The sequence below is a fragment of the Streptomyces sp. NPDC057565 genome, from assembly GCF_042801455.1.
In the GTDB taxonomy this organism is placed as follows: Bacteria; Actinomycetota; Actinomycetes; order Streptomycetales; family Streptomycetaceae; genus Streptomyces; species Streptomyces yanii.
In genome coordinates this window covers 310,951-336,726 of sequence record NZ_JBHVFU010000002.1, presented here as the reverse complement: position 1 = coordinate 336,726, position 25,776 = coordinate 310,951, and the positions used below count along the sequence as shown (strand labels likewise).

18 protein-coding genes are annotated in these 25,776 nt (G+C 70.7%); 9 read left to right on the top strand and 9 right to left on the bottom strand.

Annotation, left to right across the window (positions count from 1 at the left end; translation table 11 throughout):
* Nucleotides 1-3: 3 nt before the first annotated feature.
* The 5 genes from ACFU8W_RS05530 to ACFU8W_RS05510 form a co-directional block, all read right to left on the bottom strand.
* Nucleotides 4-696: a DUF4232 domain-containing protein gene (locus ACFU8W_RS05530; protein WP_384032510.1), complete on the bottom strand. Its 693-nt coding sequence runs from the start codon at nt 694-696 to the stop codon at nt 4-6.
* Nucleotides 697-904: 208 nt separating this feature from the next.
* Nucleotides 905-3,778: a BTAD domain-containing putative transcriptional regulator gene (locus tag ACFU8W_RS05525; RefSeq protein ID WP_384032508.1), complete on the bottom strand. Its 2,874-nt coding sequence runs from the start codon at nt 3,776-3,778 to the stop codon at nt 905-907.
* A 95-nt stretch (nt 3,779-3,873) separates the two neighbouring features.
* The gene (locus ACFU8W_RS05520; protein WP_384032506.1) at nt 3,874-4,095 is read right to left on the bottom strand and encodes a DUF6458 family protein; all 222 of its coding nucleotides are present in this window, start codon (nt 4,093-4,095) and stop codon (nt 3,874-3,876) included.
* 87 nt (nt 4,096-4,182) lie between these two features.
* On the bottom strand, nt 4,183-5,481 hold the full coding sequence (locus ACFU8W_RS05515) for a M18 family aminopeptidase (RefSeq protein WP_345517254.1): 1,299 nt from the start codon (nt 5,479-5,481) through the stop codon (nt 4,183-4,185).
* Nucleotides 5,482-5,665: 184 nt separating this feature from the next.
* Nucleotides 5,666-7,492: an acyl-CoA dehydrogenase gene (locus tag ACFU8W_RS05510; protein ID WP_384032504.1), complete on the bottom strand. Its 1,827-nt coding sequence runs from the start codon at nt 7,490-7,492 to the stop codon at nt 5,666-5,668.
* A gap of 172 nt (nt 7,493-7,664) precedes the next feature.
* Between ACFU8W_RS05510 and ACFU8W_RS05505 the strand changes: the two genes are divergently transcribed.
* The 3 genes from ACFU8W_RS05505 (at nt 7,665) to ACFU8W_RS05495 (ending at nt 10,434) form a co-directional block, all read left to right on the top strand.
* The gene (locus ACFU8W_RS05505) at nt 7,665-8,105 is read left to right on the top strand and encodes an SseB family protein (RefSeq protein WP_345517256.1); all 441 of its coding nucleotides are present in this window, start codon (nt 7,665-7,667) and stop codon (nt 8,103-8,105) included.
* Between the two features lie 179 nt (nt 8,106-8,284).
* Nucleotides 8,285-9,247: a pirin family protein gene (locus tag ACFU8W_RS05500; RefSeq protein WP_327245476.1), complete on the top strand. Its 963-nt coding sequence runs from the start codon at nt 8,285-8,287 to the stop codon at nt 9,245-9,247.
* An 86-nt stretch (nt 9,248-9,333) separates the two neighbouring features.
* Nucleotides 9,334-10,434 (top strand): AI-2E family transporter, encoded by a 1,101-nt coding sequence (locus ACFU8W_RS05495; protein WP_384032501.1) that lies wholly within the window; start codon nt 9,334-9,336, stop codon nt 10,432-10,434.
* 201 nt (nt 10,435-10,635) lie between these two features.
* Here ACFU8W_RS05495 and ACFU8W_RS05490 read toward each other — a convergent pair whose 3' ends face one another.
* A complete protein-coding gene (locus tag ACFU8W_RS05490) occupies nt 10,636-12,729 on the bottom strand; it encodes a SpoIIE family protein phosphatase (protein ID WP_384032499.1) in 2,094 nt (697 codons plus the stop codon).
* A gap of 183 nt (nt 12,730-12,912) precedes the next feature.
* On the opposite strand from ACFU8W_RS05490, the gene aspS reads away from it, so the two are divergent.
* From aspS to ACFU8W_RS05475, 3 genes are all read left to right on the top strand, one after another.
* Nucleotides 12,913-14,697, top strand: a complete 1,785-nt coding sequence (aspS, locus tag ACFU8W_RS05485) for an aspartate--tRNA ligase (protein ID WP_345517259.1) — start codon at nt 12,913-12,915, stop codon at nt 14,695-14,697.
* Between the two features lie 162 nt (nt 14,698-14,859).
* Nucleotides 14,860-15,801 (top strand): intradiol ring-cleavage dioxygenase, encoded by a 942-nt coding sequence (locus ACFU8W_RS05480; RefSeq protein ID WP_384032496.1) that lies wholly within the window; start codon nt 14,860-14,862, stop codon nt 15,799-15,801.
* A gap of 251 nt (nt 15,802-16,052) precedes the next feature.
* Entirely contained in the window at nt 16,053-16,859 is an 807-nt protein-coding gene (locus ACFU8W_RS05475; RefSeq protein WP_384032494.1) for a L,D-transpeptidase family protein, read from the top strand.
* A 165-nt stretch (nt 16,860-17,024) separates the two neighbouring features.
* On the opposite strand, the gene metG is transcribed toward ACFU8W_RS05475, so the two are convergent.
* Nucleotides 17,025-18,629 carry a methionine--tRNA ligase gene (metG, locus tag ACFU8W_RS05470; protein WP_345517262.1) on the bottom strand — a complete coding sequence of 535 codons (1,605 nt, stop codon included), beginning with the start codon at nt 18,627-18,629 and terminating at the stop codon, nt 17,025-17,027.
* Between the two features lie 148 nt (nt 18,630-18,777).
* On the opposite strand from metG, the gene ACFU8W_RS05465 reads away from it, so the two are divergent.
* On the top strand, nt 18,778-19,431 hold the full coding sequence (locus ACFU8W_RS05465) for a response regulator transcription factor (RefSeq protein ID WP_384032997.1): 654 nt from the start codon (nt 18,778-18,780) through the stop codon (nt 19,429-19,431).
* Nucleotides 19,428-20,654 carry a sensor histidine kinase gene (locus ACFU8W_RS05460; protein WP_384032492.1) on the top strand — a complete coding sequence of 409 codons (1,227 nt, stop codon included), beginning with the start codon at nt 19,428-19,430 and terminating at the stop codon, nt 20,652-20,654. The genes ACFU8W_RS05465 and ACFU8W_RS05460 overlap by 4 nt, the downstream gene beginning before the upstream one ends.
* Here ACFU8W_RS05460 and ACFU8W_RS05455 read toward each other — a convergent pair.
* Nucleotides 20,585-22,441 carry a VWA domain-containing protein gene (locus tag ACFU8W_RS05455; RefSeq protein ID WP_384032490.1) on the bottom strand — a complete coding sequence of 619 codons (1,857 nt, stop codon included), beginning with the start codon at nt 22,439-22,441 and terminating at the stop codon, nt 20,585-20,587. The two genes, ACFU8W_RS05460 and ACFU8W_RS05455, sit on opposite strands and share 70 nt — an antisense overlap.
* A 237-nt stretch (nt 22,442-22,678) precedes the next feature.
* Between ACFU8W_RS05455 and ACFU8W_RS05450 the strand changes: the two genes are divergently transcribed.
* Nucleotides 22,679-24,745 carry a PhoX family protein gene (locus ACFU8W_RS05450; protein ID WP_384032488.1) on the top strand — a complete coding sequence of 689 codons (2,067 nt, stop codon included), beginning with the start codon at nt 22,679-22,681 and terminating at the stop codon, nt 24,743-24,745.
* A gap of 19 nt (nt 24,746-24,764) precedes the next feature.
* Here the strand turns inward: ACFU8W_RS05450 and ACFU8W_RS05445 are convergent, their stop codons facing one another.
* Entirely contained in the window at nt 24,765-25,736 is a 972-nt protein-coding gene (locus ACFU8W_RS05445; RefSeq protein WP_384032486.1) for a hypothetical protein, read from the bottom strand.
* Nucleotides 25,737-25,776: the final 40 nt, after the last annotated feature.

The window sequence follows — 25,776 nt, the reverse complement described above, 5'->3', positions numbered from 1 at the left end:
GGCTCAGAAGTCGTCCGCGCCGTTGCGCAGCTCGTACGTCCAGTAGCCGGTCGCCGACTTCGACGGGTCGACGGCGATGCCCTCGCTGCCGGGCGCCTTCACGGTGGCCATGCCGCCGCCTCCCGTGAGCGTGACGGAGAACGCGGTCACGGGCTCGTTGTCCTCGTCGACGCCGCCGTCCGACAGCTTCACCAGCGCATAGGCGGGGGCGCCGGAGGTGAGCACGACGGGCGCGGCCGGCTTGCTCTTGGCGACCGCCGGCACGTTCTCCTTGTGGCTCTCCAGGAACTGGATCTCCGGGAAGCCGTTCAGCCGGCAGCTGTGACCCGAGGTGTTCTTCGCGGTCAGGACGATGTGCGTGTAGGGCGGGCCGCCCTGGTAGGCGGCGCTGATGGTCACGTCCTTGGTGGTGCAGGTGGCGGCGGACGAGGAGGACGTGCCGGTGGATTCCTTCGCGGCACTTCCCTTCGCGCTGCCGGTTCCCTTCGCGGCGGCGGTGTCCTTCACGGCACCACTGGTCCTCGCGGTGCCGGTGGACTGCGAGGACCCCGCCGATTCCGCGGCCGGTGCGGAGTTGTCCGCCGGGCCGGCGGACTTCGTGCCGGTGTCCTGCCCGCCGCAGGCGGTGAGTGCCAGGGCGAGCACGGCGGTGGCGGCGGCGCTGAGGACCGTGGTGCGGCTGTGGAACGTACGCATGGAGATTCCCCCGAATATGACAGTGATGCGAAGGCCAGGATTCCTGCGGCAAACCGCCCCTGACCTGCTGACATCCCTCAGTCTTCCGCCTGGCGCTCACGTTCCGCTGCCGCGCCGCTAACGTCCCGCTGACGTCCGCGCCCTGCCCCGGCGCGGGGTGCGCCGCCCGCCTCGGGAACGCGCTGCCGTGCCCCCCGTGGCGCGTGGCTCACCCGTCGTCGCTCAGCCGTTGTACCGCCCGCTCGTGGCGTTCGCGGTACTCCGTCTCCGCCGTCACCCGCAGCAGCGCTTCGAGGGCCCGTACCGCGCCTTCGTCGTAACCGGCGCGCTCCGCCTCGTCGGCCGCCCGGTCGAGCAGCCGGATGCCGTCGCTCTCCTCGCCGAGGGCCAGGCGCGCCCGGCCGCTGACGGTCAGCAGCAGTACCCGGCGTGCGGCCTCCTCGTGCTCGGGCCCCAGGTCGAGCGCCGTCCGCGCGGAGTCGAGGGCGTCCTGCGGGCGGTTCGCGTCGAGCTGCATCCGGGCGAGGTGTTGCAGGGCGAGCATCTCGGTGTGCGCGTCGCGCTCCTCACGGGCCAGGCCGACGGCCCTCTCGCAGTCCTCCAACGCCGCTTCGAGTCCGCCTTGCTCGGCCTGGACGACGGCCAGGTTGATCAGTGCCGTCGCCTCACCGAGCCGGTCACCTGCGTGCCTGGCGAGGCCGGGAGAGCGTTCCAACAGGGCGAGGGCCTCGGCGGTCCTGCCCTCCTCGGTCAGCACCCAGCCCAGCAGATTGATCACCCGTGACTCGGCGTACGGATCGCTGCGGGTACGAGCGGCGTCCAGCGCGAGCTCCAGGAGCGGTGTCCAGCTGTCCCGGACCCGCCAGACCACTTGGGGCCACTGGAGCAGGATGATCCGCCAGGCCCGGTCGTCGAGCCCGGCGGTCCGGGCCGCGACGGCCGCCTGCGCCAGATCGTCGCGTTCGGTGGCCAGCCAGTGCATCGCCGCCGCCCGGTCGGTGAAATCCCTTACGGCGGCGGGGTGGTGGTAGTCGTCCGGCAGGACGAAGCAGGGCTCACCGCCGGGTTCGGCCGTGTCGGCGGCGGCGAGCGCGGTGGCGATGTAGTGGTCGAGCACACCGACGAGGGCCTCGGTTCCGGACGCGGGATCGAGACCGCGGGCGTAGAGGCGTACCAGGTCGTGCAACACCCAGCGCCCGGGCGCCGTTTCGGTGACGAGATGGGCGGCGGCGAGCCGTTCCAGCGCGGCGGCGGCCGTGACCGGGTCCGTACCGGCGAGAGCAGCCGCGGAGTACTGGTCGAAGTGGCTGCCGGGATGGTGGCCGAGCCGGGTGAACTGGTGGACCGCGTCGGGCGGCAGTTGCTGCACGGTCAGCCGCAGCGCCGCCGAGACCCCGGTGTCCTCCACATCGAGGTAGCTCAGCCTGCTGCGCTCGTCGGCCAGTTCGGTGGCCATCCGGGCGAGCGTCCACTGCGGACGCCCCGCCAGCCGGGCCGCCGTGACCCGCAGGGCGAGCGGCAGTCCGCCGCAGAGTTCGGCGAGCCGCTTGGCCGCCACGGGTTCCGCGAGAACCCGCTCCTCCCCGAGAACACCGGCGAGCAGGGCCGTGCTGTCCGGGGACCCGAGAACGTTCAGCGGGACGGGACGGGCCGCGTCCGAGGCGATGAGGCCCTCCAGTCTGTTCCGGCTGGTGACGACCGTGACGCAGTCGGTGCCGCCCGGCAGCAGTGGCCGGATCTGGGCGGATTCACGGACGTTGTCGAGGATGACGAGCAGACGGCGCCGGTCGGTCAGGGAACGGAAGAGCGCGGCGGCGGCCGCGACGGACTCGGGGATGCGGCGTGGCGCGACGCCGAGCGTGAGCAGGAACTCACGGAGGACTTCGAGGGGGGTGGGCTCGCCGGTGTCGCTGAACCCGCGCAGGTCGGCGAAGAGCCGTCCGTCCGTGAAGGCCCCGGGGCTGCGGTGCGCCCACTGCAGGGCCAGCGCGGTCTTTCCCACCCCGGCGGGTCCGGTGATCAGGCAGACCGGTGCCTCGCCCGCCGTGGCCCGGGAGAGCGCGGCCAGTTCGGCGACGCGCCCGTGGAAGCCGCGGGGCGCGCGGGGCAGCAGGTCCGCGTGGTGCGTCACGGTCAGGGGGTGCCTGCCGGTCCGGCCGGTGCCGTGCAGGGTCTCGGCCACCGCAGGGACGGGGACGGACCCGCCGCTGGGGGCGGCACGGTCCGGGTCCCGGACCGGGGCGGGGGCCTGATCACCGTTCCGGGCCGGCCGTCCGGCCGTGCCGGCTGCCGGCGGCCTGTCACGGCCGGTCGGTCGATCCGTCCCGACATCCTCCGCAGGAATCTCGCCCTGCAGGATCAGCGTGTACGCGTCGGCCAGTTCCCGTCCCGGGTCGACCCCCAGCTCGTCGGCGAGCAGCCGCCGTGTGCGGTGGAACCAGTCCAGCGCCTCCGACTGCCGTCCCGCCCGGTACAGCGCCGTCATCAGGGCCGCGGCCAACGATTCCCGCATCGGATGCATGACGGCCTGGGCCTTCAGCACGGCGGCGGCCCGGTGGTGTTCGCCCAGCGTGGCGTACGCGCGCGCCATGTGCTCGACCGCCGCCAGCCGCGACTCCTCCATCGCCTGCGCGGCCGCCTGCAGCGGTGGACTGGGGAATGCGCCGGTGAGCGCGGGCCCCTGCCACAGCGACAGGGCCTCCTTCAGCATCACTATGGCGTCGGCGGGTCTGCGCTGCTCCCGCGCCAGCATGAGCAGTTCCTCGAACCGGTGGGCGTCCAGCAGACTTTCCGGCATCCGCAGGACGTACGAGGACCCGTGGGTGTCCAGGACGACCCCGTACTCGTCCGCACGGTTGCCGGTGAGCAGGGCGCGCAGCCGCGAGACATGCCCCTGTACGACCGTGCGGGCATGTGCCGGTGGTTCGTCCTCCCACAGGGCGTCCATCAAGTGGCTCATGGGGACGGGAGTGTTGGGGTGCAGGAGCAGCGTGGCGAGCAGACTGCGGCGCTTGGCGGGGCCGAGCGGCAGATCTCCGGTTTCGGTGGCTACGGACACCGCACCGAGCAGGCGGAACTCCACTGATACTCCTCCCCGGGCAAAGAACCGAGATTACCGCCCGGGGTTACGAGGAACCGCTGTGAGCTGCGCCGCAACAGAAAAGAGGCCGGATCGGTTCAGAGGCCGCGGCGGTCGTCGTCGGACACGACCGTGGTGCTGGGCGGTACGACCAGTCGGCGGCGCCGCGCGATGCTCGCGTAGACGATGACGCCGATGACGCCGACGATCATCATGATCCAACCGACCATGTCGACATTGACGGTGTCCATCTTCCAGTCGGTGGCGAAGGTGAGTACCGCCCCGACGGCGACGAGGATGATGCATCCTCCGAGTCCCATGGGTCACGCCTCCTCGGCGGCCCGGAGGCTCCGGGCCGGTGTACGGATCGCGTACCCGGCCCGGCAACAACCATGTGTGGAGGCCGATCAGCCCGCCAGGAACGATGCCAGCGCGTTCGCCAGCAGATACGGGTCGTCCGCGCCGCACAGCTCACGCGCACTGTGCATCGACAGGATCGCGACGCCGACGTCCACGGTCTGGATGCCGTGCCGTGCCGCGGTGATCGGGCCGATCGTCGTGCCGCACGGCATCGAGTTGTTGGAGACGAACGTCTGCCACGGCACGCCCGCCTTCTCGCACGCCGCCGCGAACACGGCCCGGCCGCTGCCGTCCGTCGCGTACCGCATATTGACGTTGACCTTGAGGATCGGCCCGCCGTTCGCCACCGGGTGGTGCGTCGGGTCGTGGCGCTCCCCGTAGTTGGGGTGGATCGCGTGACCGGTGTCGGAGGAGAGGCAGACGGTCCCCGCGAACGCCCGGGCGCGGTCCTCGTACGTACCGCCGCGGGCGAAGACGGAGCGCTCCAGCACCGTGCCGAGCAGCGGGCCGTCGGCGCCGGTGTCGGACTGCGAACCGTTCTCCTCGTGGTCGAACGCGGCCAGCACCGGGATGTACGGAATTTGGTCGTCCGGCTGTCCGGCGACGGCGGCGAGCGCGGCCGTCGCCGCGTGCACGGAGAGCAGGTTGTCCATCCGCGGCCCGGCCAGCAGCTCGCGGTCCCGGCCCAGGTAGGCCGGCGGCTCCACGGCGTGCGGCATCAGGTCCCAGCCGGTCACGTCGTCGGCGGCGACGCCCGCCTCCTCGGCGACGAACCGGATCAGGTCGCCCTCCTCGACGTCCCCGAGCCCCCAGATCGGCTGCATGTGCTTCTGCCGGTCGAGCTTGAGGCCGTCGGTGTTGGCCGACCGGTCCAGATGCACGGCCAGCTGAGGCACGCGCAGCAGCGGCCGGTCGATGTTGACCAGCCGGTGCGTGCCGTCGCGCAGGCTGATCCGGCCCGCGAGACCGAGGTCCCGGTCCAGCCAGGTGTTGAGCAGCGTGCCGCCGTACACCTCGACGGCGATCTGCCGCCAGCCGTACGAGCCCGTGTCGGGCAGTGGCTTCACCCGCAGATTCGGCGAGTCGGTGTGCGCCCCGGCGATCCGGAACGGGGTGTGCGCCCCGGCGCCCTCCGGCACGTACCAGGCGACGATCGCCCCGCCGCGCAGCACGTACTTCCCACCGGTGGAAGCGTCCCAGGCCGCGGTCTCCTGGACCTGCCGGAAGCCGGCCTTCTCCAGCCGCGCCGCGGCGGTGGCCACGGCGTGGTACGGGGAGGGGCTGGCCATCAGGAAGGCCATCAGGTCGTCGGTGTGACCGCGGTCGAAGCGGAGGGAAGAACTCATGTTCTTCACTGTAACGACGATGGCGCGGTAGAAAACCGGGGTACCGCCGCCCTGGCGTGTGGCTGTCCCGCGGGCGGTACGGACGTCCACACGGCGGTCGGCTCCTCGCCGCTGATACGACAGCGCCGCCACCCGAACGAATTCGAGTGGCGGCGCCTCGTCGACCAGTGCTGCGGGCCGAGGGCTAGAACGCGGCCTCGTCCAGCTCCATCAGCGAACCGTCGACCGCCTCGGCGAGCGCCCGCTCGGCCGAGACGCCCGGCAGGACGTTCGCGGCGAAGAACTTCGCGGCGGCGATCTTGCCCTGGTAGAAGGCGACGTCCTTCGCGGAGGCGGTCGGCAGCTTCTCTGCCGCCACGGCCGCGCCCTTCAGCAGCAGGTAGCCGACGACGACATCGCCGGAGGCCAGCAGCAGGCGGGTGGTGTTGAGGCCCACCTTGTAGATGTTCTTGACGTCCTCGCCGGTCGCGGTGAGGTCCGTGATCATCGTGCCGACTATCGCCTCCAGGTCCACGGCCGCCTTGGCGAGCGAGTCCAGCGCGCCGGACAGCTCCTCGTTGCCCTGGGCGCCCGCGAGGAACTTCTTGATCTCCTCGGACAGCGCGTTGAGCGAGGCACCCTGGTCACGGACGATCTTCCGGAAGAAGAAGTCCTGGCCCTGGATGGCCGTCGTACCCTCGTAGAGGGTGTCGATCTTTGCGTCCCGGATGTACTGCTCGATCGGGTACTCCTGGAGGTACCCGGAGCCGCCGAACGTCTGGAGCGACTGCGCCAGCTGCTCGTACGACTTCTCCGAGCCGTAGCCCTTCACGATCGGGAGCAGCAGGTCGTTGAGGCCGTGCAGCGCCTTCGCGTCCTCGCCCGCGGCCTCCTTCTCCTGGATCGCGTCCTGGACGGAGGCGGTGTACAGGACGAGGGAGCGCATGCCCTCCGCGTACGCCTTCTGCGTCATCAGCGAACGGCGCACGTCGGGGTGGTGCGTGATGGTGACCTTGGGTGCGGTCTTGTCCATGAAGTTCGCCAGGTCGGTGCCCTGGACGCGCTCCTTGGCGTACTCCAGCGCGTTCAGGTAACCCGTCGAGAGGGTGGCGATGGCCTTCGTGCCGACCATCATCCGGGCGAACTCGATGATGCGGAACATCTGGCGGATGCCGTCGTGCTTGTCACCGATCAGCCAGCCCTTGGCGGGGTGCTGGTCGCCGAACGTCATCTCGCACGTGTTGGACGCCTTGAGGCCCATCTTGTGCTCGACGTTCGTCGCGTACACGCCGTTGCGCTCGCCCAACTCGCCGGTGGTCCAGTCGAAGTGGAACTTCGGGACCATGAAGAGCGACAGGCCCTTCGTGCCGGGGCCTGCGCCCTCGGGGCGGGCCAGCACGTAGTGAATGATGTTCTCGGACATGTCGTGCTCGCCCGAGGTGATGAAGCGCTTCACGCCCTCGATGTGCCAGGAGCCGTCCTCCTGCTCGACGGCCTTCGTGCGGCCGGCGCCGACGTCCGAACCGGCGTCCGGCTCGGTCAGCACCATCGTCGAGCCCCACTGCTTCTCGACGGCGATCTCGGCGATCTTCTTCTGCGCCTCATTGCCCTCATCGAAGAGGATTCCGGCGAACGCCGGGCCGGAGGAGTACATCCACACGGCCGGGTTCGAGCCGAGGAGCAGCTCCGCGTACGACCAGATCAGGGAGCGCGGCGAGGTGGTGCCGCCGATCTCCTCGGGCAGACCCAGGCGCCAGTACTCGGAGTCCATGAAGGCCTGGTAGGACCTCTTGAAGGAGGCCGGGACCGGTGCGGTGTTGGTCTCCGGGTCGAAGACCGGCGGGTTGCGGTCGGCGTCGGCGAACGAGTCGGCGAGCTCGTTCTCCGCGAGGCGGTTGACCTCGTCGAGGATGCTCTTCGCGGTCTCGACGTCCATCTCCGCGAACGGTCCGGTGCCGTACAGCTTGTCGCGCCCGAGGACCTCGAAGAGGTTGAACTCGATGTCGCGGAGATTCGACTTGTAGTGCCCCATGGGAAGGCTCCGTAATCAATAGCAGTGGCGCACAGCGCCCCGGGGAGGGGTGAGGGCCGGGCGGGCGACGAGCTGGCGGTCCGTATATCAGCTGACCTCCCCGATGATGCTACCCGTCAGTAATAAGACGCAACCCCTCAAGGGCCTGATGTGTCCGATTACTCTTTGCGGCATGTACGGCTACGACCAGAACCAGGGCGCACAGCAGCAGATGGGTGGCGGCTACGGCGGGCAGCCGCTGTATCCCGAGCCCTCGCCGCCCTCCCTCGGTGACGCGGTACGGGCCTTCACCACGGGTTCTCTGTCCGCCGAGGACTTCCAGCAGATCTTCGCGTCGTCGAAGGTCTACTGCCCGCGCGGCGACAACCCCGGCTTCCTCGCCCTGCACAACACCCAGCAGCCGGTGATCCCCATGTTCACCACGCTCAAGGAGCTGCGGCTCTACGCGGGCAAGGAGTCCAAGTACTTCGTGATCACCGGTGCCGAGGTGATCGATCTGCTGCCGACCGGCTACGGCTTCGTCCTCGACATGGAGGGTGAGCACCGCATGGTCTTCGATGCCAAGGCCGTGGAGCAGATGGTCGACTTTGCGATGCGTCGCATGTACGGCTAGACGCCATTGCTTCGCAGATGTCTGATTCCTGACCTTCGAGAAGGGGTCCGTGCCTGTCGGGTGCGGACCCCTTCTCGTTGTCCGGGGAGGGCCTGCCGCGGTGCGGGAATGCCGCAGACCTTGCAAGATGTTCAGTGTTCAACTAAATTGAGATCAGGACAATCCCGGAGGTGGCTCCCATGCCCGCAGTGACCGTCGAAAACCCGCTGACCCTGCCCAAGGTCGCCGTCTCCGGCGACGCCACGGCCCGTCCCGTGCTCACCGTCACGACGGCGCCGAGCGGATTCGAGGGCGAAGGCTTCCCGGTTCGCCGCGCGTTCGCCGGGATCAACTACAAGTACCTCGACCCGTTCATCATGATGGACCAGATGGGCGAGGTGGAGTACGCGCCGGGCGAGCCCAAGGGCACTCCCTGGCACCCCCACCGCGGCTTCGAGACCGTCACGTACATCATCGACGGCACCTTCATCCACCAGGACAGCAACGGTGGCGGCGGCACCATCCGCAACGGTGACACCCAGTGGATGACGGCCGGATCCGGCCTCCTCCACATCGAGGCCCCGCCGGAGTCCCTCGTCATGTCGGGCGGCCTCTTCCACGGTCTCCAGCTCTGGGTGAACCTGCCCAAGGCCGACAAGATGATGGCCCCCCGCTACCAGGACATCCGCGGCGGCCAGGTCCAGCTCCTCGCCTCCCCGGACGGCGGCGCGCTGCTCCGCGTCATCGCCGGTGAGCTCGACGGGCACGAGGGCCCGGGCGTCACCCACACCCCGATCACGATGGTCCACGCCACCGTGCGCCCCGGCGCCGAGGTGACCCTGCCGTGGCGCGAGGACTTCAACGGACTCGCGTACGTGCTGGCCGGTCGCGGCACGGTCGGTCAGGAGCGCCGTCCCGTCCACATGGGGCAGACCGCCGTCTTCGGCACCGGCTCCTCGCTGACCGTCCGTGCGGACGAGAAGCAGGACGGCCACACCCCGGACCTGGAGGTCGTCCTGCTCGGCGGCCGCCCGATCCGGGAGCCGATGGCGCACTACGGGCCGTTCGTCATGAACAGCCAGGCCGAACTGAAGCAGGCCTTCGAGGACTTCCAGGCCGGCCGCCTCGGCACCGTGCCCGCAGTCCACGGTATGGGTGAGTGATCTGCGTGACGGGCCGCCCTGACGGCCCGTCACCCGTTCGGTCGTACAAGCGGGACATGGCTCCCGCACCGTGATCGGGTGGGAGGGTGGATACCCGGAAACCCCTCCTGCCCGACACTGCCCGGCGAACAGCTGCCTGGTGCGCAGTGCTTCTGCTGGTCACCGGCGTTGCCGCGGTCGCCATCTGGCTGTGCATCATCTTCAAGACGGCCGTCACCCCGGTGCTGCTCGCACTGCTCGGTACGGCGCTGCTCGGTCCCGTCCACCGCTGGCTGGCCGCCCGAGGGGTGAACCGGTCGGTGGCCGCCGGGCTCACCTGCGCGCTGCTCGTCGCGATCGGCGGCGGCGCCGGGTACATCGTCGTCACCGCATTCATCGACACCGGCGACCAGATCATCCATTCACTGAAGGACGCCGCGCAGTGGGTCGTCGACCACTTCGGGATCGCCCGGAACACCAATGTGAACGACCTCGTCGCCAATGCCCGGAAGCTCGTCGAGAAATTCGGCGCGAGCGCCGCGGGCGGAGTACTCACCGGGATCAGCCTGATCGGCTCACTCGTCGCGACCGGCGTTCTCGCCCTGTTGCTGACCTTCTTCTTCCTGCGCGACTCGGACCGGGCCGCGAACCTCGCGCACTCCGTCGCCCCGCGCGGCACCGGTGACCTGGTCGAGGCGATGGGCCGGCGGGCGTTCGAAGCGGTCGAGGGATTCATGCGCGGCACGACGTTCATCGCGCTGATCGATGCCATCTGCATCACCGTGGGTCTGCTGATCCTGCGAGTGCCCGGGGCGGTGGGGCTGGGGGCGCTGGTCTTCGTCGGCGCGTACATCCCGTACCTCGGGGCGTTCATCTCGGGTGCCGTCGCCGTTCTGGTGGCGCTCGCCGACCGGGGGGTCGTGATCGCGCTCTGGGCGCTCGGGGTGGTGCTCGCGGTCCAGGTGCTGGAGGGGCACGTGCTGCAGCCGTTGATCCAGAGCCGTACGGTCCAGATGCACCCGGCCATGATCATGATCGCGCTGACCGCGGGCGCGAGTGTGGCGGGCGTGCTGGGCATGCTGCTGGCGGTACCGGTGTGCGCGGCGGCGTTCGGCGTCCTCGGCGAACTCCGCACGCGCCACACCCCGGACGAACCGCCATCCACCCCACCGAGCCCGTCCGCCCCGCCGGACCCGTCCGGCGACTGAGGACGGAACGGCACCCGGACGGACCCGGGGCGTGTGTCGGAAGTCCCGCCTGCCCCGCGACGCCCGGCACGCACGCTCGCTGCGTTGTCGGGCTCGCCCGAGTACGTCCCGTACGAGGACGACCCTCCGCCTTGCGATCGCACGCACCGGACGCCGCCGGGCCCACCCTTCGGACGGACGGCGGGACTTCCGACACACGCCCTAGGCCCCGGCCGAATCCACCGGCTCGGCCTCGTACAACTCGAACCAGATCGACTTCCCGGCGCCCTGCGGATCCACCCCCCACGCGTCGGCCAGCATCTCCATCAGCACCAGCCCCCGCCCACTGGAGGCCATCTCGCCGGGCTGCCGCTTGTGCGGCAGTTCGTCGCTGCCGTCCGCCACATCCACGCGCAGCCGCCGTTTCCCCCGTTCTCCGGTCGCCTCGGCGACCACCAGCGCGTCCCCGTCCGTGTGGAGGAGCACGTTGGTCGCCATCTCGGAGATCATCAGCACCGCCGCATCGACCTGCTCCGGGTCCGACCAGTCGTGCAGCAGCTCCCGCAGCTGCTGCCGGGCCGCCGCGATCCGCTCGGGCTCGGCCTGCGCGACGGTCAGTGCGGCGCGGCGCGGCGCCGCCTGCCGCGGGGCACCCGACTCGCGCCGCAGCAGCAGCACCGCGATGTCGTCCTCGCGGCGGTCGACGAGCGGACCTGTCGTGTAGTGCGAGCCCGGCCCGTGCACCGCCTGCACCAGCGCGTCGGCGAGCTTCTCCAGGTCGCCGGTCTGCTCCTCCAGGACCGGCCGGAGCCGCACCCAGCCGGTCGCCATGTCGTGGCCACCGGTCTCGATCAGCCCGTCCGTGCACAACATGATCGTCTCGCCGGTCTCCAGGACGATCTGGGTCGTCGGATAGTCGGCGTCCGTCTCGACGCCGAGCGGCAGCCCGCCGCCGGTCTGCCGGATCACCGCGGTCCCGTCTGCGCTGATGACCACCGGGTCTGGGTGTCCGGCCCGGGCGATGTCGAGCGTGCCGGTCTCGGGATCGGCCTCCGCGTACAGGCACGTCGCGAAGCGCGGCCCGGTCTCCTCCCCGTCGTCGTACGCGTCGGTGAGCCCGGAGAGGAACCGGGAGGCGCGGGAGAGCACCGCGTCCGGGCGGTGCCCTTCGGAGGCGTACGCGCGCAGAGCGATCCGCAACTGCCCCATCAGCCCGGCCGCCCGCACGTCATGGCCCTGGACGTCGCCGATGACCAGGGCGATACGGCCGTTGGGGAGCGGGATCATGTCGTACCAGTCGCCGCCCACCTGGAGCCCGCCGCCGGTCGGTACGTACCGGGCGGCGACCGTCATGCCGGGGATGTCGGGGCCCAGAGACGGCATCATCGACCGCTGGAGCCCCTGCGAGAGCTCCCGCTCGGTCTCGGCCACCCCGGCCCGTGCCAGGGCCTGGGCGAGCATCCTGGCGACGGTCGTCAGCACCGACCGCTCGTCCGGGGAGAACGACACCGGGTGCCGGAACCCTGCCATCCAGGCGCCCATCGTGCGGCCCGACACGATCAGCGGGAGAAAGGCCCAGGAGCGGCGTCCGAAGCGGCTGGCGAGCGGCCAGGTGGCCGGGAAGCGGCGGTGGTACTCCTCCGGTGAGGGGAGATAGATCGCCCGCCCCGTCCGTACGACCTCCGCGGCCGGATAGTCCGTCTCGAGCGTCATGTCGGTGAACGGGTCCTCGTCACCCATGGTGTGCCCGTGGTGCCCGATGATCGTCAGGCGGTCGCCCGCGACACCGAAGACGGCGAGCCCGTCCGGCGAGAACCCGGGCATGGAGAGCGACGCGGCGACCCGCAGCACCTCGGCGGTCGACCGGGCCTCGGCCAGCGCCCTCCCCGCGTCCAGGAGGAATGCCTCCCGGGAGCGGCGCCAGTCCCCGGTGATGGGGGTGTGCGCGCCGGTGGTGCCCGGCTGCGGCTCGGCTACCTCCTGGAGCGTGCCGACCAGCAGGTAGCCCTCGCTGCCTGTCGGCAGTGGTTTGGAACGGCTGCGTACGGTACGGAGCACCCGCCCGCGGTCGTCCACGATCCGCAGCCGAGCCTCGGCCAGGGTGCCCTCGAGGACCGCGAGGTTCACCACCCCGTAGATCTCGTTCCAGTCGACCGGATGGAAACGCGCGCGCACCGCCGCCTCCCGGAAGACACCGTCTTCGGCGGGCAGCTCCAGCAGCCGGGCCGCCTCCGCATCGAGCGTGACGGTCCCGGCTCCGCTGTCCCAGCGCCACAGGCCGGTCGCCGTCGCGGCCAGGACGTCCTCGGTGCGCATTGCCCTACTTTAGGAAGATGTACTCGGCTGACGCCACCGAGGACGGCCGCCGGCGGGCTCCCGCGCAGCGCCCGACCGCACCCGATGATTTTGCCTGGGGTTATGGCAATGAAGTGGTGCGGGCTTGGGCGGTAGCCTGGGGAGGCTGAATCCACCCCAACCGCGAAGACTGGATGAACGACGATGCATCGGTACAGGTCCCACACCTGCGGCGAGCTCCGCGCCTCTGACGTCGGCACCGACGTCCGGCTGAGCGGCTGGCTGCACAATCGTCGAGACCTGGGCGGCATCCTCTTCATCGATCTGCGCGACCATTACGGTCTGGTGCAGCTCGTCGCCCGTCCCGGCACGCCCGGCAACGAAGCCCTGTCGAAGCTCACCAAGGAGACCGTCGTCCGGATCGACGGCAAGGTCTCCGCGCGCGGCGCCGACAACGTCAACCCGGAGCTCCCGACCGGCGAGATCGAGATCGAGGTCGCCGAGGTCGAGGTGCTCGGCGAGGCTGCCCCGCTGCCCTTCACGATCAACACCGAGGACGGGGTCAACGAGGAGCGGCGCCTGGAGTACCGCTTCCTCGACCTGCGCCGCGAGCGCATGCACCGCAACATCATGCTGCGCTCCGCCGTCATCGCCTCGATCCGCTCGAAGATGGTGGCCCTCGGCTTCAACGAGATGGCGACCCCGATCCTCACCGCGACCTCCCCCGAGGGCGCCCGTGACTTCGTCGTCCCGTCCCGGCTGAACCCCGGCAAGTTCTACGCGCTGCCGCAGGCCCCGCAGCAGTTCAAGCAGCTGCTGATGATCTCCGGCTTCGACCGCTACTTCCAGATCGCGCCGTGCTTCCGCGACGAGGACGCCCGTGCCGACCGCTCCCCCGGCGAGTTCTACCAGCTCGACGTCGAGATGTCGTTCGTCGAGCAGGAGGACGTCTTCCGGCCGATCGAGAAGCTGATGACCGAGCTCTTCGAGGAGTTCGGCAACGGCCGCCACGTCACGTCGCCGTTCCCGCGGATCCCGTTCCGCGAGTCGATGCTGAAGTACGGCAACGACAAGCCGGACCTGCGCGCCAAGCTGGAGCTCGTCGACATCTCCGACGTCTTCGCGGACTCGGAGTTCAAGGCGTTCGCCGGCAAGCACGTCCGCGCCCTTCCGGTGCCGGACACCGCGGGCCAGTCCCGCAAGTTCTTCGACGGTCTGGGTGAGTACGCCGTCGAGCACGGTGCCAAGGGTCTCGCCTGGGTCCGCGTCGGCGAGGACGGCACCCTCGCCGGTCCGATCGCCAAGTTCCTCACCGAGGCGGACATCAAGACCCTCACCGAGCGCCTGTCGCTCGTTCCGGGCCACGCCGTCTTCTTCGGCGCCGGCGAGTTCGACGAGGTTTCCAAGATCATGTCGGCCGTCCGTGTCGAGGCCGCCAAGCGCGCCGGCCACTTCGAGGAGGGCGTCTTTCGGTTCTGCTGGATCGTCGACTTCCCGATGTACGAGAAGGACGAGGAGACCGGCAAGATCGACTTCTCGCACAACCCGTTCTCCATGCCCCAGGGCGGCCTGGAGGACCTGGAGACGAAGGACCCGCTGGACATCCTCGCCTGGCAGTACGACATCGTCTGCAACGGCATCGAGCTGTCCTCCGGCGCCATCCGTAACCACGAGCCCGAGCTGATGCTCAAGGCGTTCGAGATCGCCGGTTACGACCGCGAGACCGTCGAGCACGAGTTCGCGGGCATGCTCCGCGCGTTCCGTCTCGGCGCCCCGCCGCACGGTGGCATCGCCCCCGGCGTCGACCGCATCGTGATGCTGCTGGCCGACGAGCCGAACATCCGCGAGACGATCGCCTTCCCGCTCAACGGCAACGCGCAGGACCTGATGATGGGCGCGCCCACCGAGCTGGACGAGGGTCGTCTGCGTGAGCTGAACATCCAGCTGCGCAAGCCCGTCGCGGCGGCGAAGGACAAGACCGAGAAGTAGACCGGTCCCGGACCACCGAGGTCCGCTTCCGTTCCACGTGAAACAGCCCCCGGCCACCGGCCGGGGGCTGTGCCGCGTTCTGCCCCTGGTTGACCGTCCTGCACAGCAACGCACAGCTCACACACACGCCCCTGCCAGCTCTCCTGCCTAGCCTCACTCTCCATGACAGAGACTCAGGGACCTGCACACAAGAAGGACATGACGCGTCGCCGGGCGGTCCTCGCCGGCGGTGCGGCCATCATCGCCGCCGGTGTCGGGGCGGGCGTCGTCGCCAGCGCCTCGGCCGACGAGACAACGAGCAGCGGCACCGGGAAGAAGTCCGCAGGCGGGCAGGGCGAGGAGTGCTACCGCCTGACCTCGGAGACCACCGAGGGGCCGTACTACATCGATGCCGACAAGATCAGGAAGGACATCACCGAGGACAAGGAGGGCATCCCGATGACCCTCCGCCTCAAGGTGATCGACTCGGACACCTGCAAGCCGCTGAAGCACGCGGCCGTCGACATCTGGCACTGCGACGCGCTGGGCATCTACTCCGGTTACGAGTCCATGAGCTCGGGCGGCCCCGGCGGGGGCGGCACCCCGCCGAGCGGTGCTCCGACGGATGCCCCGACCGGCGTTCCCACCGACGCCCCGACCGGCACGCCCCCGTCCGGAGGTCCCGGTGGCGGTGGCGGCGGGCACACGGAGCCCACCGACGACAAGCGCTACCTGCGGGGTGCTCAGCTCACCGACAAGCACGGGTACGTGGAATTCAAGACGATCTTCCCGGGCTGGTACCAGGGCCGCTGTGTGCACATCCACACCAAGGTCCACGTCGGCGGCAAGATGACCGACGCCGGATACGAGGGCGGGCGCACCTGTCATACCGGTCAGTTCTTCTTCGCGGAGTCCGCGGTGCTCGACTCGGCGAAGGTCGCGCCGTATTCGACCAGCACGACCACGCGTACGACCCTCACCGAGGACACGATCTACGACCAGAGTGGTGTCACGGGCGGGCTGATGAAGCTCTCGTACCGCAAGAACCACATGGCGCGTGGCGTCGTCGGCTCGATCACGATGGGTGTGGACCCGGACGAGACGCACGACGGCACAGACCTCTGACTCTCCGTTCCTCCGCGGAGTGGAAGGGCCCGCAACCGGTTCGACAGGGCACGGTTCCGGGCCCTTCCGTGCCTGTGCGACGGCAGCTGAACAGCGGGACACGCCCGCGACGACAGAGAGAACCTGATCGGGTGCGGCCGGATGGCCGCTTTGTCTGATTAGTCGGGATCGGAGTCGGCAAAGACTGGCTCGGGGACTTTGGCGCGGGGACTCGCCTCCGCCGCCTTCGACACCGCCCCCTAGGAGCCCCCGTGTCCGAACGTGTGTCACGTCCACGCAGGTCCAGACGTCCGCCGTACGCCGTCTGCGCCGCACTGTTCCTCGTGTTGACCGGGTGCGGTGCCTCAGGCACCGCACCCGCCGCTGTCCCCGGCGCCGGCTCCCGCGCCCCCGCGTCCCCCGGTACCACCGGTGCGGCGGGCCCGGTCGCCGCCGCCCGTGGACCGGCCGCCCCCACGCGTCCTCGCGGGATCCGGTTGCTGGGGCAGGGGATCAGGGCGGCGATCCCGGCCGATTCCTTGCAGGCACTGGTCGTCACCGGGGACTCGGCCGACTCCAGCCTGGCCACCGCCGTCCTCTACACCCGTGAGGACTCCATGGCGGGCTGGCAGCAGGCCATGGGCCCGTGGCCCGCCCACAACGCCCTGAAGGGCTGGACCGACGAGCACCGGGCGGGTGACCTCCGGACCCCCATCGGGGTCTACGGGCTGACGGCCGCGGGTGGTCTGCGCGCCGCCCCGGGCACCGCGTTCCCGTACGAGCAGAACCCGCTCTTCAAAGTCAGCGGAGAAGGGTTCCAGGGGGACTCCCTGGAGGGGTCCTTCGACTACGTCATCGCCATCGACTACAACCGCATTCCCGGCGCCTCCCCGCTGGACCCGACCCGTCCGCTCGGCGAGGAGCGGGGAGGCGGCATCTGGCTCCATGTCGACCACGGCGGACCGACCCAGGGCTGCATCTCGCTCCCCGCGGACCGGATGAGAGAACTGCTGCGCGCCCTCGACCCGGCAAAGGTGCCGGTGGTCGTGATGGGCGACGCCGCGGCCCTGGCCCGCTGATGACCTCGTGCCCCTCCCGGCAGGCTTTGCCCCGTCGTGCCGCCCGGCACGCCCTCTCCTCATGGGGCAAACATTGCCGGTCACGGCACTGGGCACCCGAGGAGCCCGCATGTGCGAGGGGCCCGCACCGTCACCGGTCCGGGCCCCTCTGCTGCGTCGCGAGACCTACGCGGGCTTCTCCTCCAGGCGCGGGAACAGCACCGCACCCTTCGTCACCGTCGCGCCCGCCGGCAGCTGACCCCAGTTGCCCGCGTCCTGTACGAGCTGGTCGGGCAGAGCGCCCAGGGACGCCTCGGCGCCGAGGGACTCCCACAGCTTCTGCGAGGTCTCCGGCATCACCGCGTTCAGCAGGACCGCGACACCGCGCAGCGCCTCGGCGGCCGTGTACAGGATCGTCGCGAGGCGGGCCCGGCCCTCGGGGGACTCGTCCTTGGCGACCTTCCACGGCTCCTGCTCCGTGATGTAGCCGTTGACCTGCTTCACGAAGTCGAAGATCGCCAGGATGCCGGCCTGGAAGTCCAGCTCCTCGCCGATCTTCCGGTCGGCCGTGGCGGCGGCCTTCGCGAGACCCTCCTGGACGGCCTTCTCGGCCTCACCGGTGGCCGTGGCCTCCGGCAGCGCCCCGCCGAAGTACTTGCCGACCATGGCGGCGACGCGCGAGGCGAGGTTGCCGTAGTCGTTGGCGAGCTCCGAGGTGTAGCGGGCGGTGAAGTCCTCCCAGGAGAACGAGCCGTCGCTGCCGAACGCGATCGCCCGCAGGAAGTACCAGCGGTACGCGTCCACACCGAAGTGCGAGGTCAGGTCCTGCGGCTTGATGCCGGTCAGGTTCGACTTCGACATCTTCTCGCCGCCGACCATCAGCCAGCCGTTGGCCGCGACCCTGCCGGGCAGCGGCAGACCCTGCGCCATCAGCATCGCGGGCCAGATGACGGCGTGGAAGCGGAGGATGTCCTTGCCGACCAGGTGCACATTGGCCGGGAACGTCTCGTCGAACTTCTCCTGGTTGGCGCCGTAGCCGACCGCCGTCGCGTAGTTGAGCAGCGCGTCGACCCACACGTAGATGACGTGCTTCTCGTCCCACGGCACCGGGACGCCCCAGTCGAAGGTCGAGCGCGAGATCGACAGGTCCTGCAGCCCCTGCCTGACGAAGTTCACGACCTCGTTGCGGGCCGACTCGGGCTGGATGAAGCCGGGGTTGTTCGCGTAGAACTCCAGCAGCCTCGGACCGTACTCGCTCAGCTTGAAGAAGTAGTTCTCCTCCTTGAGGATCTCCACCGGCTTCTTGTGGACCGCGCACAGTTTCGTGCCGTCCTCCGCCTCGATGAGGTCGCCGGGGAGCTTGTACTCCTCGCAGCCCACGCAGTACGGGCCTTCGTACCCGCCCTTGTAGATCTCGTCCTTGTCGTACAGGTCCTGCACGAACTCCTGCACCCGGTCGGTGTGCCGCTTCTCCGTCGTCCGGATGAAGTCGTCGTTCGCGATGTTCAGGTGCTCCCAGAGGGGCTTCCAGGCCTCCTCGACAAGCTTGTCGCACCATTCCTGCGGGGTGACGTTGTTCGCCTCGGCAGTGCGCATGATCTTCTGACCGTGCTCGTCCGTGCCGGTGAGGTACCACACCTTCTCGCCGCGCTGGCGGTGCCAGCGGGAGAGCACGTCGCCTGCGACGGTCGTGTAGGCGTGGCCCAGGTGAGGAGCGTCGTTGACGTAGTAAATGGGGGTCGAGACGTAGTACGCCGTCGCCCCCTGCTTCTCGGATCCAGTGGCCGCCATGGTCGAAATCCTAACGGCCCGAGGGTGATCCACTCACACCGATAACGGGCGCCCGGTCGGTGGAGACCTTTGCGAAACATGCCTTCCGGTAGCAATGTCCCATCCTGGGAGGGAGTGGACACGCATGTACGAGGCAGGGGACATCACGATGCGGGTACTGGTCGCCGAGGACGAGGAGATCCTTGCGGAGCTCGTCGCCACCGGTCTGCGGCGGGCGGGGTTCGCCGTCGACACCGTCTACAGCGGGGACGCGGCCGTCGCCTACCTGGGGCTCCACGACTACGACGTCGTCGTGCTCGACCGTGATCTGCCCCGGGTGCACGGTGACGACGTGGCGCGCGGACTCGTCGCCTCCGGCTCGCGCACCCGGATCCTGATGCTCACCGCTGCCGGTTCCATGGAGGACCGCGTCTCGGGTCTCGACCTCGGCGCGGACGACTATCTGGGCAAGCCCTTCGAGTTCCCGGAGCTGGTGTCGCGGGTACGGGCGCTGCGGCGGCGCAGTGCCCGGCCCGTGCCGCCGCAGCTGCAGCGGAACGGCGTGCGGCTCGACTCCGTACGGCGCACCGCGTCCCGTGACGGCCGGGAGCTGGACCTCTCACCGAAGGAGTTCACCGTGCTGCAGCTGCTGCTGGAGGCGGACGGCGGGACGGTCAGCGCGGAGGAGCTCCTGGAGCGCGCCTGGGACGCCAATGCCGACCCGTTCACCGGCGCCGTCCGCGTCTGCATGAGCAAGCTGCGCGGGAAGCTCGGGGAGCCCGCCCTGATCCGTACGGTGCAGGGCGTGGGGTACGCCCTGTGAAGCGACGGTGGGCCGTCCGGCACGCCACCATCCGGACGCGGATCGCGCTCGTGTACGGCGGGGTGTTCCTGGTTCTCGGGACCGCGCTGCTCGTCACCGTCAACCTTGCCTCCCGCGCCGGTACGGACGCTCAGGCCCGCGCGATCGCCGCCACCGCCGCCGTCATTCAGCCGGGTTACGCGGTGAACGGTCCGCTCATCACCCGGCGGAGCCTCGGCCCGCCCACCGTCTACGACCTCACCGACCATGTCAGCGACGCGGCCGGCCACCAGCTGCTGATCTGGTCCGCGGCCGCGCTGCTCGTGATGACGGCGTGCGCGGTCGGGGTGGGCTGGTGGACCGCGGGCCGGGTGCTGCAGCCCGTCCACGCGATGACCGCGAAGGCGCGCCGCCTCTCCGAGCACACGCTGCACGAACGGATCGCGTCGAGCGGACCCGACGACGAGCTGAAGGAGCTCGGCGACACGCTGGACGCGCTGCTGGCCCGGCTGCAGAGGGCCTTCGACAGCCAGCGGCGGTTCATCGCCAACGCCTCTCACGAGCTGCGGACACCGCTGGCCACCCAGCGGGCCGCGATCCAGATCGGACTGGACGACCCGACCCCTGAGGATCTTGTACGGACCCGGGAAACGCTCCTCGCCAACAACCGGCGCAGCGAGCGGCTCATCGAGGGGCTGCTGGTGCTGGCGCGCAGCGAGCGGGGGCTCGCGGCGGGCGAGCGGGACGCGGTCGATCTCGCGCAGGTGGTGGCGGAGGAGGCGGCCCGGTATCCGAGTGTGCGGGTCTCCGCGCAGCCGTGCGGGATACGGGGGAACCGGCTGCTGCTGGCCCAGCTGGTGGCCAACCTGCTGGCCAACGCGGTGACGTACAACGTGCCCGACGGGACGGTGGAGGTGTCCCTCACGCGGGGCGGGGCCGGTGAGGGGGTCCTGGAGGTGCGCAACAGCGGGCCGGTGGTGGCGGAGTCGGACATCCCGGGGTTCTTCGAGCCGTTCCGGCGGGGCGAGGGCCGCGACCGGATGGGTCCGGGCTCCGGACTCGGTCTTTCGATCGTGCGTTCCATAGCGATGGCGCACGACGGCACGGTCACGGCGGTGCCGCGCCCCGGGGGCGGGCTCGCCGTGACCGTACGTCTGCCGGTCGAACTGCCTGGTCAGCCCTTGTCGGCGGCGGTCTCGCGGGAGGCGAGCCAGGCGGGGAGCGCGGCAAGCAGCTCCTCGTAGAGCGTGGCGTCCGGCACCTCGCGCGGGGCGGGGCCCGCGTGGAAGAACGCGGCGTTCGGGGCGTCCAGCTTCCGCAGGAAGTCGAAGCCCTTCGAGTCCTCCTCGCCGAACGCGACGAACTGGAAGAACAGCGGCAGCCGCGCGGCCTCGACGAGCGCCTGCTTGGCGGGCTGCTTGGTGTCCGGCGGGCCGTCCGTCTGGAAGATCACCAGGGCGGGGCCGGTGGCCTCCGACTTCTCGTAGTGCGCGACGACCTCCTCGACGGCGCGGTGGTAGCTGGTACGGCCCAGGCGGCCGAGCCCCGCGTGCAGCTCGTCGATCCGGCCCTCGTGAGCGGTGAGATCGACCGTGCCTGTGCCGTCGATGTCGGTCGAGAAGAAGACGACGGGCACGGTCGCGTTCTCGTCCAGGTGCGCGGCGAGTGCGAGCGTGCGGTCGCCCAGGTGCTGGGCGCTGCCGTCCTTGTAGAACGGCCGCATGGAGCCGGAACGGTCGAGCACCAGATAGACGGTGGCGCGGAGGCCGGTCAGCCCATGCGCCTCCAGCGCGGCCTGGGCAGCCTTGTACGGCTCGGCGAGGGCAGGCGCACTGGACGTGACCCGGGCGAGGGGGAGGGCGGGGGTGGGCCCGTCGGAGGCGGGTGCGGGGGCCTCGGCGGGCGTGTCGGTGACGGGGGCCTCTGCGGCCGGTTCCGGTGCGGGCTCGGGGTCGACCGCGGCGGCAACCGGTGCGGGCTCGGGTGCGGAGGCGGGAGCGGTCGGCTCGCTCTCGACCGGCGTCTCAGGCTCGGCCACGGCCGCCACGACGACCGTCTCCGGCTCGGCCGGGGTCTCCGGTGCGGTCGCCTCGGGCTCGGCGGGGGTCTCCGACGCGGCGGCCACGGCGACCGGCTCGGCCTCGGGCTCAATCTCGGCTTCGGCAGGCGCGGGCTCAACCTGGGCCTCGGCTTCGGCAGGCGCGGCCTCGGGCTGGGCTTCGGCGGCGGCCGGCTCGGCCTCAACCTCGGCCGCGGCAGGCTCGGCCTCGGGCTGGGCTTCGGCGGCGGCCGGCTCGGTCTCGGCGGCGGTCGGTTCGGCGGCGGCCGGCTCGGCCTCAACCTGGGCCTCGGCGGCGACTGGCTCAGCCTTGGCGGCGACAGGCTCGGCCTCGGGCACCGCAGTGACCGCTTCCGCTTCCGGCTCCACCGCAGCCTCCGGCTCAACTTCGGCGGCGACCGGCTCGGCCTCCGCGGCGTCCCCCGGCATGGCCTCGGCGGCGGCCGGCTCGACCTCGACCTCGACCTCGGCAGCGACCGGCTCGGCCTCGGCAGCAGCCGGCTCCGCTGCGGCAGTGACCGGCTCGGCTTCGACCTCGGCCTCGGCAGCAGTCGGCTCCGCCTCGGCCTCGGGCACCGCAGTGACCGGCTCCGCTTCCGGCTCCGCAGCGATCGCCTCCGCGACCGGCTCCACCGGGGCCGCGATCGGCTCCGGGGCCGAGCCCTGGGCCGGGACGGTGGGGGTGGACTTCGGGGTGGGGGCCGATGCCTTGTCGAAGGCCTCCGCCACCAGGTCCGCCGCCAGTCCGCTCTCGGGCGAGGTGGACCGGCGCGAGGCGGGAGCGGGCACCGAGGCCTTGGCGGGCGGGGCGGATGCCGCCACCGTCTCGTCCGCCGTCACCGTCACCGCGACGGGCTCCGACTCCGTCGGCCCGGTGCGCTCCGTCTGGGGCGGGACCGTGGCCGTCGTCGGTTCGTCCTGCTCCGCGCGGTCGCGGCCGAACACCTTGCGCAGCAAGCTCCGAATGCCCATGGGCGAGGCCTTTCGCATGAGTTGGGTGCGATGAATGTCCGTACTGCGGGAATTTATCCCTGGCCAGGGCGGATACGTAAGGTTAGCGGCCGGATCCAGCCGTTCGTCGGCGCGGCCCGCGCCCGTGTCAAACGGGCAGCGGTGGCCCTGACTTCACTCCCCGTTCATGAGGAGTCCCTCGTACCGCGTGACTGCGCACCTACCGTCACGCGAGACACACATATGGAGGGAAAACACGTGCGCAACCTGCTGCCGCTCATCAGTTCGCACCCGGGCGGGCGCTCTGCGCTGACCTGCCGCTACCGCTGTGGCGACGCCTGCTTCCAGGAGATTCCGAACACCAGCGACAACGAATACGTCGGCGATGTCATCGCCGGTGCCCTTTCGCGCCGTTCGATGATGCGTGCCGCGGCCGTGGTGACCGTTGCCGCGGCCGCCGGGACGACCGTTCTGGCCGGCCCGGCCGCGCCGCAGGCCGAGGCCGCCGCGCTCGCGGGCCACGGGCACACGCCGGACGGGCCGACGACTCCCGCCTCCGGCGCCCGTGGCCTGCGCTTCGCGCCCGTCACGCCGAACAAGGACGACAAGGTCACCGTCCCTGACGGCTACGGCCAGAACGTCGTGATCCGCTGGGGCGAGCCGATTCTGCGCGGTGCGCCCGCCTTCGACCCGGACAAGCAGTCCGCGAAGGCGCAGGCGGGCCAGTTCGGTTACAACAACGACTTCCTCTCCCTGCTCCCGCTCCGCGGTGAGCACGGCCGCCAGGTCCTGGTCGCCAATCATGAGTACACGGACGAGAACCTCATGTTCCGTGGCTACGATCCGGCCAACCCGACCCGCGAGCAGGTCGAGATCGCCTGGGCCGCGCACGGACTGTCCGTAGTCGTCGTCCAGGACGAGAGCCGCACCGGCAAGCTGTCGCCGGTCAGCCGCCACCCGCTGAACCGCCGCCTCACCGCGACCAGTGAGTTCGAGGTCACCGGCCCGGCCGCGGGCGGTTCCCTGCTCCGTACGTCCGCCGACCGCACCGGCCGCAAGGTGCTCGGCACGCTCAACAACTGCGCGGGCGGCACGACCCCGTGGGGCACCACGCTGCACGGCGAGGAGAACTTCAACCAGTACTTCGCCAACGGCTCCAGCGACACCGACAAGCGGTACGGCATCGCGGCCGGTGCCACCGAGCGCAAGTGGGAGCGTTTCGACAAGCGGTTCGACCTGGCGCAGGAGCCGAACGAGGCGCACCGCTTCGGCTGGGTGGTCGAGCTCGACCCGTACGACCCGGACGCGACGCCGCGCAAGCGCACCGCGCTGGGCCGCTTCAAGCACGAGGCCGCACAGCCCCGCCTGACCGCCGACGGCCGGCCGGTCGTCTACATGGGCGACGACGAACGCTTCGACTACTTCTACAAGTTCGTATCGTCGAAGAAGATGAAGAAGGGGAACTCGCGGGCCGCCCGCGAGCACAACCTCACCCTCCTGGACGAGGGGACTCTGTACGTCGCCAGGTTGACCGGCGACTCCCCGGCCGCCGAGCTCGACGGCACCGGGAAGCTTCCCTCCGACGGTGAGTTCGACGGCAGTGGCGTCTGGATCCCACTGGCGACGGGCAACACCTCCCACGTGCCCGGGATGACCGCCGAGGAGGTGTACGTCTTCACGCGGCTGGCCGGTGACAAGGTCGGCGCCACGAAGATGGACCGCCCCGAGGACGTCGAGCCGTCGCCGCGCACCGGCCGGGTCTATGTCGTGCTGACGAACAACACCGACCGCGGCAAGCCGGGCAAGGCGGGCGTCGACGAGGCGAACCCGCGCAACCTGAACAAGCACGGCCAGATCCTGGAACTCGCGGAGTACGGGGACGACCCGGCGGGCGACCGGTTCGCCTGGCGGCTGTTCCTCGTCGCGGGCGACCCGAACGACCCGGCGACGTACTTCTCCGGCTTCCCCAAGGAGAAGGTCAGCCCCATCTCCTGCCCGGACAACGTGGCGTTCGACCCGCACGGCAACCTGTGGATCTCCACGGACGGCAACCAGCTCGGCTCGCACGACGGCCTGTTCGGGGTCGCCACCCAGGGCGAGCGGCGCGGTGAGCTCAAGCAGTTCCTGACCGTGCCGAGCGGCGCCGAGACCTGCGGTCCGGTGGTCCAGGACCGCCGCGTGCTCGTCGCGGTGCAGCACCCGGGCGAGATCGACGGCGCGTCCGTCGAGAAGCCGGCGAGCAGCTGGCCGGACGGTCCGGGCAGGATCGTGCGCCCGTCGGTCGTCGCCGTCTGGCGCAAGGACGGACGCGACATCGGCGTCTGAGCCCCACCCGCGCAAGCGTTCACGCGGTGGCGACCTGGCGGCGCCACCGCGTGAACTGCGCCTCCGCGTCCCCCGTGTAGGACCACGGCACCCGCACCGCCCGCCCGTCCAGCAGCCGGAACGCGTCCGCGGCCTCCGCGGGCCGCCCCGCGTAACAGGCCGCGTGCGCGAGGTAGTTCAGCTCGCCGACCTCCTCGGGGGGCACCGGCCCCGCCGCGCGCATCCCGAGCCACCGCTCCCAGGTGCGGCACACCTCGGTCACCGCAAGCTCGTGGTCCCAGTGCTGCTGCCCGGTGCGCGGCGCCACGACGGGCCGCCCGTGCGTGGCATCGGAGACGTACCGGTACTCCTCGACCCTGGCGACCTGCACCAGCACCGGAAGCGACGAACCGGGCGGCGCCGCGCCCGCCGCGTCGCGCGCGAAGTCGTACATGGTGCCGTGGGTGCCGTGCCAGCGCGCCGAGTAGTAGCGCAGCAGCTGTGCATGCCCCTCCATGTGGTGGGGGTCGCGGCTCAGCAGTTCGTCCCACCACTGAGTGATCCGGCACCGGGCCCCGTCCTCGTACAGTCGCGCCACGGTCAGCAGTGACGCCCACGGCATCGGGTCGGACGGGCAGGCCTCGGCGGCCCGCAGGCAGCACCGGACGACCCGGTCCACCCGGTCCTGGTCGACGGCGATGCCGCGGCCCGCCATGACGGCCCGCCCGAAGAGCCGTACGACATCGGTCGCCGCCTTCAGCACGTGCGCGTCGGCGTTCTTCGGTTCGGCGGCGAGCCAGGTCTCCACGGTGGAGCTGCCCGCGGCGGCGTGGGCGAGCAGCCGGGTCCGGTGGGTGCGCAGGGCCCACGCGCTGCCGGTGGCCTGCAGCAGATCGCGTACGCCCTGCCAGCGGCCGATGACGATGTCCTGGCGGGCCGCGGTGAGCGACCGGTCGCCGAAATCCGGGTCGAAGCGCACGGGTGGGGGGGTGCGGCGTCGGCGTACAGCCATGCTCGGAGGGTCGTCTCCTCTCGGGGCTGGTGGGGAGAGG